Origin of the sequence: Pseudomonas izuensis (genome assembly GCF_009861505.1) — a bacterium.
GTDB lineage: Bacteria > Pseudomonadota > Gammaproteobacteria > Pseudomonadales > Pseudomonadaceae > Aquipseudomonas > Aquipseudomonas izuensis.
Window position 1 is genome coordinate 360,819 of sequence record NZ_WTFT01000008.1, and the last position, 12,908, is coordinate 373,726.

Annotated in this window: 12 protein-coding genes and 1 other RNA gene; 4 read left to right on the forward strand and 9 right to left on the reverse strand. The window is 60.3% G+C overall.

Going from position 1 to position 12,908, the window contains the following annotated elements:
* Positions 1-4: 4 nt before the first annotated feature.
* The 9 genes from mraY to rsmI all read right to left on the reverse strand — a co-directional run bounded on the left by mraY (position 5) and on the right by rsmI (position 8,996).
* Positions 5-1,087 (reverse strand): phospho-N-acetylmuramoyl-pentapeptide-transferase, encoded by a 1,083-nt coding sequence (mraY, locus tag GPL81_RS08625; protein WP_160106402.1) that lies wholly within the window; start codon positions 1,085-1,087, stop codon positions 5-7.
* Complete coding sequence (locus GPL81_RS08630; protein WP_160106403.1) at positions 1,087-2,454, reverse strand: UDP-N-acetylmuramoyl-tripeptide--D-alanyl-D-alanine ligase; 1,368 nt, start codon at positions 2,452-2,454, stop codon at positions 1,087-1,089. The genes mraY and GPL81_RS08630 overlap by 1 nt, the downstream gene beginning before the upstream one ends.
* Positions 2,447-3,910 (reverse strand): UDP-N-acetylmuramoyl-L-alanyl-D-glutamate--2,6-diaminopimelate ligase, encoded by a 1,464-nt coding sequence (locus GPL81_RS08635; protein ID WP_160106404.1) that lies wholly within the window; start codon positions 3,908-3,910, stop codon positions 2,447-2,449. The genes GPL81_RS08630 and GPL81_RS08635 overlap by 8 nt, the downstream gene beginning before the upstream one ends.
* Positions 3,910-5,649, reverse strand: coding sequence for a peptidoglycan D,D-transpeptidase FtsI family protein (locus tag GPL81_RS08640; protein WP_177435607.1), 1,740 nt, complete (start codon positions 5,647-5,649; stop codon positions 3,910-3,912). The genes GPL81_RS08635 and GPL81_RS08640 overlap by 1 nt, the downstream gene beginning before the upstream one ends.
* Positions 5,649-5,942, reverse strand: a complete 294-nt coding sequence (ftsL, locus tag GPL81_RS08645) for a cell division protein FtsL (RefSeq protein WP_003205353.1) — start codon at positions 5,940-5,942, stop codon at positions 5,649-5,651. The genes GPL81_RS08640 and ftsL overlap by 1 nt, the downstream gene beginning before the upstream one ends.
* A complete protein-coding gene (gene rsmH, locus GPL81_RS08650; protein WP_425502541.1) occupies positions 5,939-6,886 on the reverse strand; it encodes a 16S rRNA (cytosine(1402)-N(4))-methyltransferase RsmH in 948 nt (315 codons plus the stop codon). Before rsmH ends, ftsL begins: the two co-directional genes overlap by 4 nt.
* Complete coding sequence (gene mraZ, locus GPL81_RS08655) at positions 6,883-7,338, reverse strand: division/cell wall cluster transcriptional repressor MraZ (protein WP_007989875.1); 456 nt, start codon at positions 7,336-7,338, stop codon at positions 6,883-6,885. The genes rsmH and mraZ overlap by 4 nt, the downstream gene beginning before the upstream one ends.
* Positions 7,339-7,694: 356 nt before the next feature.
* Positions 7,695-8,048, reverse strand: an RNA gene (rnpB, locus tag GPL81_RS08660) — RNase P RNA component class A.
* Between the two features lie 75 nt (positions 8,049-8,123).
* On the reverse strand, positions 8,124-8,996 hold the full coding sequence (gene rsmI, locus GPL81_RS08665) for a 16S rRNA (cytidine(1402)-2'-O)-methyltransferase (RefSeq protein ID WP_160106405.1): 873 nt from the start codon (positions 8,994-8,996) through the stop codon (positions 8,124-8,126).
* Positions 8,997-9,205: 209 nt separating this feature from the next.
* Between rsmI and GPL81_RS08670 the strand changes: the two genes are divergently transcribed.
* The 4 genes from GPL81_RS08670 to GPL81_RS08685 all read left to right on the forward strand — a co-directional run bounded on the left by GPL81_RS08670 (position 9,206) and on the right by GPL81_RS08685 (position 12,649).
* Positions 9,206-11,017, forward strand: a complete 1,812-nt coding sequence (locus GPL81_RS08670; RefSeq protein WP_160106406.1) for a penicillin-binding protein activator — start codon at positions 9,206-9,208, stop codon at positions 11,015-11,017.
* Positions 11,017-11,379: a YraN family protein gene (locus GPL81_RS08675; protein ID WP_160106411.1), complete on the forward strand. Its 363-nt coding sequence runs from the start codon at positions 11,017-11,019 to the stop codon at positions 11,377-11,379. Before GPL81_RS08670 ends, GPL81_RS08675 begins: the two co-directional genes overlap by 1 nt.
* 101 nt (positions 11,380-11,480) lie before the next feature.
* Positions 11,481-12,074, forward strand: a complete 594-nt coding sequence (locus GPL81_RS08680; protein ID WP_007928463.1) for a phosphoheptose isomerase — start codon at positions 11,481-11,483, stop codon at positions 12,072-12,074.
* Positions 12,071-12,649, forward strand: a complete 579-nt coding sequence (locus tag GPL81_RS08685) for a BON domain-containing protein (protein ID WP_160106407.1) — start codon at positions 12,071-12,073, stop codon at positions 12,647-12,649. The genes GPL81_RS08680 and GPL81_RS08685 overlap by 4 nt, the downstream gene beginning before the upstream one ends.
* Positions 12,650-12,908 lie beyond the last annotated feature (259 nt).

Consider the following 12,908-nt stretch of genomic DNA (forward strand, 5'->3'; position numbering starts at 1 on the left):
GTTTCTACCTCAGCTTCAGGGTGGCAAGGCCGATCAGCACGAGAATCACGGTGATGATCCAGAAACGGACGATCACGCGCGGCTCGGGCCAGCCCTTGAGTTCAAAGTGGTGGTGAATCGGCGCCATGCGGAATACGCGGCGACCGGTCAGCTTGAAGGAAGCAACCTGAATGACGACTGACAGGGTCTCCATCACGAACACGCCGCCCATGATGAACAGGACGATTTCCTGACGAACGATCACCGCGATGGTGCCCAGGGCCGCGCCCAGCGCCAGTGCGCCAACGTCGCCCATGAAGACTTGCGCCGGGTAGGTGTTGAACCACAGGAACCCCAGGCCCGCACCGATCAGCGCGCCGCAGAACACGATCAGCTCGCCCGCACCCGGTACGTAAGGGATGAGCAGGTATTCGGCGAATTTCACGTTACCCGATAGGTAGCAGAAGATCCCCAGGCCGCCGCCGACCATCACGGTCGGCATGATCGCCAGGCCGTCGAGGCCGTCGGTCAGGTTGACCGCGTTGCTCGATCCGACGATCACGAAATAGGTCAGGACGATGAAGCCCGCACCCAACGGAATGCTGTAGTCCTTGAGCATCGGCAGGATCAGGGTGGTTTCCACCGGGGTCGCGGCGGTCATATAAAGGAAGATCGCTGCGCCCAGACCGAACACCGACTGCCAGAAGTATTTCCAGCGGCTCGGCAAGCCTCGGGAGTTCTTCTCGATCACCTTGCGGTAGTCGTCGACCCAGCCGATGGCGCCGTACAGCAGGGTCACCAGCAAAACGACCCAGACATAACGATTGCTCAGGTCAGCCCACAGCAGGGTGCTGACGCCGATCGAAGACAGAATCAGCGCACCACCCATGGTCGGGGTGCCGGACTTGGACAGGTGCGATTGCGGGCCGTCATTGCGAACGGACTGTCCGATCTGACGGTTCTGCAGGGTGCGGATCATCCACGGGCCATAGCACAGCGACAAAACCAGCGCGGTCAGTACACCGAGAATCCCGCGCAGGGTCAGGTACTGGAAGACCGCGAAGCCTTTGTAGAACTGTTGCAGATACTCCGCTAGCAGCAGCAGCATTAATGTTTCTCCAGACTGGTCCCGCACAAAGCGGCGACGATGTTTTCCATCGCAGCGCTGCGCGAGCCCTTGATCAAAATGGTGGTGTTTGTGTCTTGCTCGGCGCCCAGGGCCTTGATCAGTTCAGCCTGCGTGCTGAAATGAAAGGCCTGTGGACCGAAGGCGTTGACGGCGTGAAGCATCATCGGCCCGACGGCGTACAGCGCAGAAACCTTGCCACGGGCGTATTCGCCCACGTCGCGGTGCCCCTGCTCCGCCCAATCGCCCAACTCGCCGATATCCCCGAGCACCAGGACGGTGCGACCGGAAAAGCCGGCGAGTATATCAACGGCGGCGCACATGGAGGTGGGGTTCGCGTTGTAAGTGTCATCAATCACGCGCATGCCGTTGCTGGCCAGTTGTGCGACGGTGCGACCCTTGACCGGTTGCACCGCGCCCAGGCCGGTGGCGATGCCGAACAGCGATACACCCAGTGCATGGGCGGCGGCTGCAGCGGCCATGGCGTTGGCAACGTTATGGGTGCCGAGCAGGTTCAATTGAACGCGCTCCACACCTTCGGGTGTGTGCAGGTTGAACGCCGGGCATCCGCGGGCATCGGTGGCCAGGTCGCTGGCATGGAAGTCCGCACTGCTGTTGGTCAGGGCGAAGGTCAGCACCTTGCGACCGGCTGCGCGTTTCTTCCAGATGTCGAACGCCTTGTCATCCAGATTGAGAACGGCGACGCCATCGGCATCCAGCCCTTCAATAATCTCACCCTTGGCTTCGACGATTTTTTCCGGCCCGCCGAACTCGCCCACGTGGGCGGTCCCGGCATTGTTGAGAATGGCCACGTGGGGCTTGGTCATGCCGACGGTGTAGGCAATTTCACCCAGGCGTGAGGCTCCGAGCTCGATCACGGCGGCGGTGTGTTCCGGCGCCAGTTCGAGCAGGGTCAGCGGAACGCCGAGGTCGTTGTTCAGGTTGCCACGGGTCGCCAGCACCGGGCCCCGGGTGCGCAGGATGCTCGCGAGCATTTCCTTGACCGTGGTCTTGCCACTGGAGCCGGTGACCGCAGCGACCGGATGGCTATAGGCTGCACGGTTCAGTGCGCCCAATTGCCCCAATGCCTGACGGGTATCGCTGACCAGCAATTGCGGCAGTGTGCTGTCGGCGACTTCGCGCTCGACCAATGCCGCGACGGCGCCTTTGGCCGCCACGTCATTGAGATAGTCATGGCCATCGAAGCGCGGGCCGGCCAAGGCAATAAACAACTGACCCGGCTTGATCGCGCGACTGTCGATGCTGACGCCGTCGAAGCTGGCATCGGCACCGATCAGGCGGCCACTCAATGCGCCGGTCAGTTCGCTGAGTTTCAAGGCTTTAAGCATGGGCCACCTCCCAAGCGGTCAAGGCGTGATCGGCCTCGACCAGATCAGAGAAGGCATGGCGCTCGCCGTTGATTTCCTGATAGTCCTCATGACCTTTACCGGCCAGCACGATCACGTCATCCGCCGAAGCACCGGCGATCAACCGGGCAATCGCCTGGCCACGGCCAGGGACGAACATCACTTTGTCCACAGCCATGAAACCGGCGCGGATGTCATCGAAAATAATCGCCGGATCTTCGGTACGCGGGTTGTCGTCGGTGACCAGCACGCCGTCGGCCAACCGCTCGACCACTTCAGCCATCAATGGACGCTTGCCGCGATCACGGTCGCCGCCGCAGCCGAACAGGCACAGCAAGCGCCCCTTGACGTGCGGACGCAGCGCGGTCAGGACTTTTTCCAGGGCATCCGGGGTGTGGGCATAATCGACCACCACCAGCGGCTGAGCGCCGCCGCCAAGACGCTGCATGCGACCGGCAGGGCCTTCGAGTTTCGGCAGCACCTTGAGAATTTCGTCGAGGGCGTAATCCAGACCGAGCAAGGCGCCGACGGCAGCCAGTACATTGCTCAGGTTGAAACGACCGAGCAGGGTGCTGCGCAAATGGTGTTCGCCCTGCGGCGTGACCAGCGTGGCGCGCACGCCTTCGTCGCCGAACTGCGCTTCGCGGCAATACAGGTAGGCGCTGCTGTCGAGCAGGCTGTAGGTAATCAGCCGCGACTCGCGTTTATCGGCGGCCAACTGCCGGCCGAAATCGTCGTCGAGGTTGACCACCCGGCATTTCAAATCGTTCCAGGCAAACAGTTTGGCCTTGGCTTCGCCGTAGGCCTGCATGGTGCCGTGATAATCCAGATGATCGCGGGAAAGATTGGTCATCACCGCCACGTCGAACGCCAGCGCGGTGACCCGCCCCTGATCCAGGCCATGGGACGACACTTCCATGGCCACGGCTTTGGCACCGGCCTTTTTCAGGTCGCCAAGGGTCGCTTGCACGGCAATCGGATTCGGCGTGGTGTGCAGGCCGCTTTCCAGGGCACCGTAGAAACCGGAGCCCAGGGTGCCGACGATGCCGCAGTGCTGGCCGAGCAGGTCCAGCGCCTGGGCCACCAGCTGGGTCACGCTGGTCTTGCCGTTGGTGCCGGTCACGCCGATCAGGTTCAGGTGATGGCTCGGCTCGCCATAAAAACGTCCGGCGATATCCGACAGTTGCGCCGCCAGGCCTTTGACCGGAATCAACGGCACCTCGGTAATCGGCAGCACGGTGGCGCCTTCCACTTCGTACGCCACGGCAGCGGCACCGCGCTGCAGCGCATCACCAATGTGCGCACGGCCGTCGAACTTGCCGCCCGGCACCGCGAGAAACAGGTCTCCGGCGCGCACATTACGGCTATCGAGCGCCAATTCACGGATCAACAGATCGTGGCCGGCGTGGGGAAAAATCTTGTTCAGACTCAATGACATCAGCCGCGCCCTCCATTGGCTTTCAGCGGAACGACCGGGGTGGCGTTGGCTTGTTGAACAGGTGGCAGGTTGTCCGGGGTGACGTTCATCAGGCGCAGGGTGCCGGACATTACGCGACTGAACACCGGTGCCGAGACCAGGCCACCGAAGTAACCGGCCTTGGTCGGCTCATCGATGACAACCACGATGGCATAACGCGGATCGTTCATCGGGCCGAAACCGGCGAACAGCGAGCGGTAGGAGTTCTCGGCATAGCCTTTGGTGCCGACCGAGGTCTTGCGCGCAGTACCGGATTTGCCGCCGACGTGATACGCCGGCACTTGCGCACGGAATACACCGCGCGGCGCTTCGATCACTTGCTGCAACATGCCATGCATGGTTTTCGCCACTGCTTCCGGCAGCACTTGGGTGGTTTGCGGCGCCTTGTCGGTTTTGATCAGTGTCAGCGGCGCAAGGCGACCGTTGTTGGCCAGCGCCGAGAAGGCGTGGACCAACTGGATCGCTGTCACCGAGACCCCGTAGCCGTAGGACAGCGTGGCCGTCTCGGCCTTGCGCCATTCGCGGTAGTTCGGCAGGTTGCCGACACGTTCGCCCGGGAAGCCGAGACCCGTGTCCTGGCCGAGACCGAGTTTTTGTGCCAGGCGGAAAATGGTTTCGCCACCAATATCGAACGCGACCTTACTCATGCCGACGTTACTGGAATTGATCAGAATGCCAGTCATATCCAGCACCGGACCTTCGGTCTTGGAGACGTCCTTGATGGTGTACTTGCCAATCTGCAAGGAGCCCGGATACACCTCGACGGTATCGCTCGGTTTCCAGCGTCCGGTTTCGATGGCGGCGCTCATGGAGATCGCCTTCATGGTCGAGCCCGGTTCGAACACGTCGATCATCGCGCGGTTGCGCATCATCGCCGGTTGCAGGTTGCGACGGTTGTTCGGGTTGTAGGTCGGCTGGTTGACCATCGCGAGGATTTCGCCGGTCTTCACGTCCATGATCACCAGGCTGCCGGCCTTGGCACCATTTTCGATGATCGCGTTGCGCAATTCGCGGTTGGCCAGATATTGCAGGCGCAGGTCAATGGACAACGCCAAGGGCTTTCCGGCCTTGGCGTTTTTGGTGACCTGGACATCCTTGATCAGCCGGCCACGCCGGTCCTTGATGACCTGTCGCTTGCCGGGGACCCCGGCCAGCCATTCGTCATAGGCCAACTCGACACCTTCTCGACCATGGTCGTCGATGTCGGTAAAACCAACCATGTGGGCGGTGACTTCTCCGGCGGGGTAGAAACGACGAAATTCTTCGATTCCGTAGACACCCGGTACTTTCAGGTCGAGCACAGCCTGACCCTGCTCGGGGGTCAACCCGCGCACCAGGTAAATGAATTCTTTATTGGCTTGAGCTTCAAGACGCTCGGCCAGGGCTTTCGGATCTTGCCCCAGCGCGGCGGCCAGTGCTGGCCACTTTTCCTTGGCCAGCTGCATTTCCTTGGCATTGGCCCATAGGGTAGTGACCGGCGTACTGACGGCCAGAGGCTCGCCGTTACGGTCGGTAATCAGACCACGGTGAGCCGGAATCGGGATATGACGAACGCTACGCGCGTCACCCTGGCCTTTGAGGAAGTCACGGTCGACCACTTGCAGGTCGATGATGCGCCAGGCGATCGCCACCACCATGACGCCGAGCAATCCCAGCACCAGGCGAAACCGCCAGGGAAAGAGCGCGCCTTCGAGTTTCATCATGGCGCCACCATCTGCACTTCGGCGGCACCGGGAATGCGCATTTTCAGTTGTTCGGTGGCCAGCACTTCGATGCGGCTATGGGCAGTCCAGGTGCTCTGCTCGAGAATCAACCGGCCCCATTCGGCTTGCGCTTTGTCACGCACACTCAACTCGTTGTACAGCGAGTTCAGCAACTGACGATTCCAGTGCGCGCTATAGGACACGCCGATGGCAGACACGAGCACGCCAATGAACAGCAGCAGCATGAAAAAGCTTCCGCCGGGCAGTGGCTTGGCGAAAAGCTTGCTCACCGCAGCTTCTCCGCCACACGCATGACAGCGCTACGGGAACGGGGGTTGGCTTTGAGTTCGGCGTCGGAGGCCGTCTGTGCTTTGCCATGGATTTTGATTTTCGGTTCGAAAGCGACATGCCGAACCGGCAGGTTGCGCGGCAGGTTGTCGGCTTCGCCTTTCACCAGTTTGCGCATGAACAGTTTGACGATACGGTCTTCGAGCGAATGGAAGCTGATCACCACCAGGCGACCGCCCACTTCCAGGCACTCCAGGGCGGCTTCAAGGCCGGTTTCCAGATCACCCAATTCGTTGTTGACGTGAATGCGCAGCCCCTGGAACGCACGGGTAGCAGGGTTCTTGCCCTTTTCCCACGCCGGGTTGGCGACTTTCAATACTTCAGCCAGATCGCCGGTGCGCTCGAACGGCTTGATGTCGCGACGCTCGGCCACGGCACGGGCCATGCGCCCGGAAAAACGCTCTTCGCCGTATTCCTTGAACACGCGGGCGATTTCTTCCACCGGTGCGGTGTTGACGAACTCGGCCGCACTGATCCCGCGGGACGGGTCCATACGCATGTCCAGGGGGCCGTCATTGAGGAAACTGAAGCCGCGCTCAGGGTCGTCGAGTTGCGGCGAAGACACGCCGAGGTCAAGCAATATGCCGCTGACCTTGCCTTGCAGTCCGCGTTCGGCGACTTCGGATCCAAGCTCGGCAAAGCTGCGCTGCACAACGACAAAGCGGCCGTCTTCGGCCGCTAGCGTCTGCCCGGTGGCAATCGCTTGAGGATCTTTGTCGAACCCGAGCAACCGCCCATCAGGACCCAGTCGGCTCAGGATCAACCGGCTATGTCCGCCCCGCCCGAACGTGCCATCCAGATAGCAGCCATCAGGGCGTACGGCGAGAGCCTCGACGGCTTCGTCAAGCAGTACGGTGATGTGGTTAAAGCCGCTATCAATAGTCACAGGATCAAATCACGCAGTTCATCAGGCATGGCGCCCGGTTGTTGAATAGCAGCCAGGTCAGCGGCAGAAACCGCATTCCAGGCATCCTCGTCCCACAATTGGAACTTGTTCAGTTGGCCTACCAACATCGCGTGCTTATCCAACTTGGCATATTCACGAAGACGCGGCGGTACCAGGAAACGACCACTGCCATCGAGCTCGAGGTCGACGGCATTACCAATCAGTAAACGTTGCAGGCGGCGGTTCTCTTCACGGAGCGAAGGCAGTGCGCGCAGTTTGGTTTCAATAATTTCCCACTCATCGAGGGGGTAAACACACAAACACGGATCAACGGCATCAATTGTGACGATTAACTGCCCGGAACTACGCGAAACGAGCTCGTCACGGTACCGGCTCGGCATGGCGAGACGGCCCTTTGCATCGAGACTGATAGCGTTGGCTCCGCGAAACACGTCAGCGTTTCTCCAAATATTAGCGTTTTGCGCTCAAAAAACCCACTTCATGCCACTTTCCGCCACTTGCGCACACTATAGGAATGCGCCCACCACACCGTCAAGGCGCGGATTGAAGGAAAACCCTTACAGAACTGAGATTTAGGAGCATAAAAGGAGGGGTAACCAGAATCCGGCAGATGCACCTGCCCGATAACTTGAATCAGCACAGAGGGCTGCGTTCGGAAGTTAAAGTAATTTATTAAGAGTAAGATTTTTTTGGTATTACGAAAGTGTTAATGCCGACGTTTCTGAAAGGAGGGAAATTGCTATCACCACCACTCTGCTCAATGATTTAAGCAGAGGGAAGAAAAAAGGTGGAGAGTCGATCTGTAAGCCGGGTTCTGTCTTGAACAGTCATTCGTCTACGATGGCCATCACTGGACATCTTTAGCAACCTACCCGGTCCCAGCGCGGGCCACGCCTTGGGACCCTATTTGGTCTTGCTCCAAGTGGGGTTTACCTAGCCACGAACTGTTGCCAGACGTGCGGTGCGCTCTTACCGCACCTTTTCACCCTTACCGGCGCCGAAGCGCTTAGGCGGTTATTTTCTGTGGCACTTTCCGTAGGCTCACGCCTCCCAGGCATTACCTGGCACTTCGCCCTATGGAGCCCGGACTTTCCTCCCCCCCCTAATTTTCATAGAGGGCAGCGACTGTCCGATCGACTCTCCGTCGCGAAGGTTAACGGCAGAGCGCTTGAAGAACAAGCGCTAAAAGCCTTTGGCCATGCCAGCGCGTCGGTTTTTACTCGCCCTTCTGTTTATCCAGCGCAACCTGATAGAGCACATTCTTGCGCTCACCGGTGATTTGCGCTGCCAGTGCCGCGGCACGCTTGAGCGGCATTTCTTCAAGCAACAGGTTGAGGATGCGCATCGCCTCACTGCTGACTGCGTCTTCGCTCTCGGGTGCCGACCAACCCGCCACCAGCACCACACACTCACCACGCTGCTGATTGCTATCCGACTCGACGAACTGGCGCAACTCGGCCAGTGGCAAGCCCTTGAGGGTTTCAAACGTCTTGGTCAACTCCCGCGCCAGCAATGCAGGACGGTCGGCGCCGAACACCAGCTCCATGTCTTGCAGGCATTCGAGGATCCGGTGCGGGGCCTCATAAAAGATCAATGTGCGCGGCTCTTCCTTTATCAACTCCAGACGAGCGCGCCTTCCCACAGCCTTGGCCGGCAGAAAACCTTCAAAGATGAAACGATCAGAGGGCAGCCCGGCCGCCGACAATGCTGCAATCAATGCACAGGCGCCCGGAACCGGTACCACATTGATCCCGGCTGCACGAGCCTGGCGCACCAGGTGATAACCCGGATCGGAAATCAACGGCGTGCCTGCATCGGAGATCAGCGCCACATCATCACCCGCGAGCAGGCGAGTAATAAAGCGACTGCCCTCATCACGCTCATTGTGCTCATGGCAAGCCGCCAGCGGCGTAGGAATGCCGAAGTGCTGCATCAAACGCTGGGAGTGCCGGGTATCCTCGGCGGCGATCAACGCGACCTCGCGCAGGATTTTCAGCGCACGCGCACTGATGTCGTCCAGGTTGCCGATGGGCGTCGCCACCACATAAAGCGAGCCAGCAGCGGAATTCAAAGCACCTGGAGCAGTCAAAGCGCACACCTCATGATCGATAAAGCCGCCATTGTAACGCGTAGCGACGCTGGCGATATGCGCAAGCATCATCGGGTTTTGCAACGGTTTGTGCCGCACCGCAACATTTACACCAGCTAAATTGATCGATTCACGCCAGTAACATCGCGCCCCGGCCAGCGCTTGGGTACAATTCCACGCTAATTTGATCGAGTATCAGGAACACTTACATGATCGCTTGCCTGCGGCTGTTCACTGCCCTCTGCCTCGCTGCCTTGCTGGCGGCCTGCGCCAGCTCGCCCTCTTCCAGCCTTGGCGAACTACCACGGACCCCGGATGCCAGTATCGAGCAACTGCTCGAGAAAGCCGCCCAAAGCAAATCGCCGGAGGACGCCGCCCTGTTGCGCCTGAGCGCTGCAGACCTGGCTTACCACCAAGGTAATGCCGCCCAATCCGCGCAAATCCTGCAGCAAGTGCCCGTGGAGCAACTCAAGCCCGGCCAGCAGGTCTTCGCCAATACACTGGCCGCCGAATTGGCATTGACCCGCAACCAGCCGAAAGCCGCGCTGACCGCCCTGAGCCACCCGAGCATGGCGCGCCTGGCAGAATTGCCGCAAGAGCAGCAGGTCCGCACTGGCACCGTTCGCGCTCGTGCGCTTGAAGCCGATGGCCAGACCCTGGCCGCCGCAAAGGAACGCATCTTCATTGCGCCGATGCTCAGCGGTGACGCCGCCGGCAAAAACCACGAAGCGATCTGGGCACTGATCGCCTCGCTGCCGACTGACCAATTGCAGCCGAACACGACGGACGATCTCGGCGGCTGGATGGGCCTGGCGCTGGCGGTAAAAACGGCCGGCACCGTGGAACAGCAGCAGGCCGCCATCGATAACTGGCGCGCACAGCACCCTAAACATCCGGCTGCCATTCAGTTGCCACTGCCACTGACCAAACTCAAGGAGCTGGCCGGCCAGTCCCTGAGCAAGATCGCCCTGCTGCTGCCGCAGGATGGTCCGCTGGCCTCGGTCGGCAAAGCATTGCGCGAAGGCTTCATGGCCGCTCACTATCAGGCGCAGCAAGCCGGGCAGAAGCCGCCAGCCATCGAGTTTTATGACAGCTCGCGCCTGACGTCCCTCGACGAGTTCTATCGCAAGGCCCAGGCCGATGGCGTGCAACTGGTCATTGGCCCACTGGAGAAGCCGCTGGTCAAACAGCTGAGCACTCGCCCGCAATTGCCGATCACCACCTTGGCGCTTAACTACAGCGAAGGCGAGCAAGGCCCGGCCCAACTGTTCCAGTTCGGTCTGGCCGCTGAAGACGAAGCCCGCGAAGTGTCTCGCCGCGCTCGCGCCGACGGCCTGCATCGCGCAGCCATCATGGTGCCGAAAGGCGAATGGGGCGACCGCGTACTTCGAGCGTTCAGCCAGGACTGGCAAGCCAACGGCGGCAGCATCGTCGCCACCGAACGCGTCGACCAGCCGGTTCAATTGGCCCAGCAGATTGCCGACATGTTCCAACTGCGTCAGAGCGAAGGTCGCGCCAAGAGCCTGCAAAGCACCGTCGGTTCGCAAGTCGCCGCCCAACCTTCCCGTCGCCAGGACATCGAATTCATCTTCCTGGCCGCCACCCCACAACAGGCTCAACAGATCAAACCGACCCTGAACTTCCAGTACGCAGGCGATGTTCCGGTTTACGCCACGTCCCACGTGTTCAGCGCCAGCGGCGATGTGAACCAGTACAACGACATGAACGGCATCCGCTTCTGCGAAACGCCATGGTTGCTGGACGCTAATGATCCGTTGCGCAAACAAGTCACCGCTCAATGGCCACAAGCAGCCGGCAGCCTGGGTCGCTTGTATGCCATGGGTGTCGACGCTTATCGCCTGGCGCCGCGCCTGGGGCAACTCAAGGCCCTGCCGGACAGCCGCATCGAAGGCGAATCGGGCAGCCTGGGCATGACGCAGAACCAGCGCGTCGTGCGGCAGTTGCCGTGGGCCGAGTTCGTCAATGGCCAGGTTCAGCGCCTGCCGGACACTTCACGCTAATGCCCGACAGGTCACGCCAGCAAAGCGGTAAAGATGCCGAGCGCCAGGCGCTCGGGCATCTTCAACAACAAGGTCTGCGGTTGCTGGCGCAGAACTGGCTGTGTAAACGCGGCGAGCTTGATCTGGTCATGCTAGATGGCGATACAGTAGTATTCGTTGAAGTTCGCTACAGGAAAAACACTCAATGGGGTGGCGCGCTCGGCAGCATCGATGAGCGCAAACGGCAGAAACTGATTTTTGCCGCGCAGTATTTTCTTCAGCGCGAGTCGCGCTGGGCCAATTCCCCTTGCCGTTTCGACGTGGTTGCCATTGATAGCGACCTCGATCAGTTGAACTGGTTACAGAATGCCTTTGACAGCTGATCGCTTGCACCCGAAACCGGACAACACCCAACACTTTTGCTCTTTGCTTTGCGGGCTGCACATTCACGTGCCGGACAGCCGCGCTCATTAAGGTCACACAGATGGACATGCAATCCCGAATTCGCCAGCTTTTTCAGGCCAGTATCGACACCAAGCAACAGGCGATGGACGTACTTGCACCGCACATCGAGCAAGCCAGCCAGGTCATGGTCAACGCCCTGCTCAACGAAGGCAAAATGCTTTCCTGCGGCAACGGCGGCTCTGCCGGTGATGCCCAGCATTTCTCATCCGAGCTGCTCAACCGCTTCGAGCGTGAGCGCCCAAGCCTGCCCGCCATCGCGCTGACCACCGATAGCTCGACGATCACCTCGATCGCCAACGATTACAGTTACAACGAAGTCTTCTCCAAGCAGATCCGCGCCCTCGGCCAGCCAGGCGACGTTTTGCTGGCGATTTCCACCAGCGGTAACTCGGCGAACATTATTCAAGCGATCCAGGCCGCACATGATCGCGAAATGATTGTCGTAGCATTGACCGGTCGTGACGGCGGCGGCATGGCATCGCTGCTACTGCCCGAAGACGTGGAGATTCGCGTACCGGCCAACGTCACCGCACGTATTCAGGAAGTCCACCTGCTGGCGATCCATTGCCTTTGCGACTTGATCGACAGCCAACTGTTCGGGAGTGAAGAATGACCCCTAATCGCCTCGGCCTACTGGCCTTGACCCTGTGCCTCGGCATCAGCGGCTGCACCTCGGTAGTGACTGCCAGCCGTGAAGCACCGATTGAAGATGACCGTGGTACTCGCACACTGGGCAGCAAGATCGACGACTCCCTGATCGACACCAAGGTTGGCGTCAACGTCGCCAAGGCCGACCCGGCCCTGGACAAGGATTCGCACATCGTCGTTACCAGCTTCAATGGCGTTGTGCTGCTCGCCGGCCAAACCCCGCGCGCAGACCTCAAGGCCAAGGCCGAGCAGGCCGCTGCTGCCGTTCAGCGTGTGAAGACCGTGCATAACGAACTGCAAGTCCTGCCGCCCTCCAGCTTCCTTGCCCGCCAGAACGACACCTGGCTGACCTCCAAGATCAAGACCCAGATGCTCACCGACCCGAACATCCCCGGCTCCCGGATCAAGGTTGTCACCGAAAATGGGATCGTCTACCTGCTGGGCCTGTTGACCAAGCAGGAAGCCGCTCAGGCGACCAATCTGGTGCAGGGTGTTTCCGGTGTACAGAAAATCGTGAAACTGTTTGAGTACATCGACTGATACCCCTTCCTGTAGGAGCCGGCTTGCCGGCGAAGGCGTCAGCACAGTCAACGTATCAATCGTCTGAATTGACGCTTTCGCTGGCAAGCCGGCTACCATAGGGGGTCGGGTGCAATGCTAATGTTGGGGGTAGAGGCGGTCGATGCGGGTCTTGCCGGCGGCGACGATGCGTTCCAGCGACGGGGTCGGGAGGAACCGCATCTGGGCGATCCGTGCGCGTGCGTGGCGCTCTGGGGGGGTGTGGCGCGGTGTTGTTGGG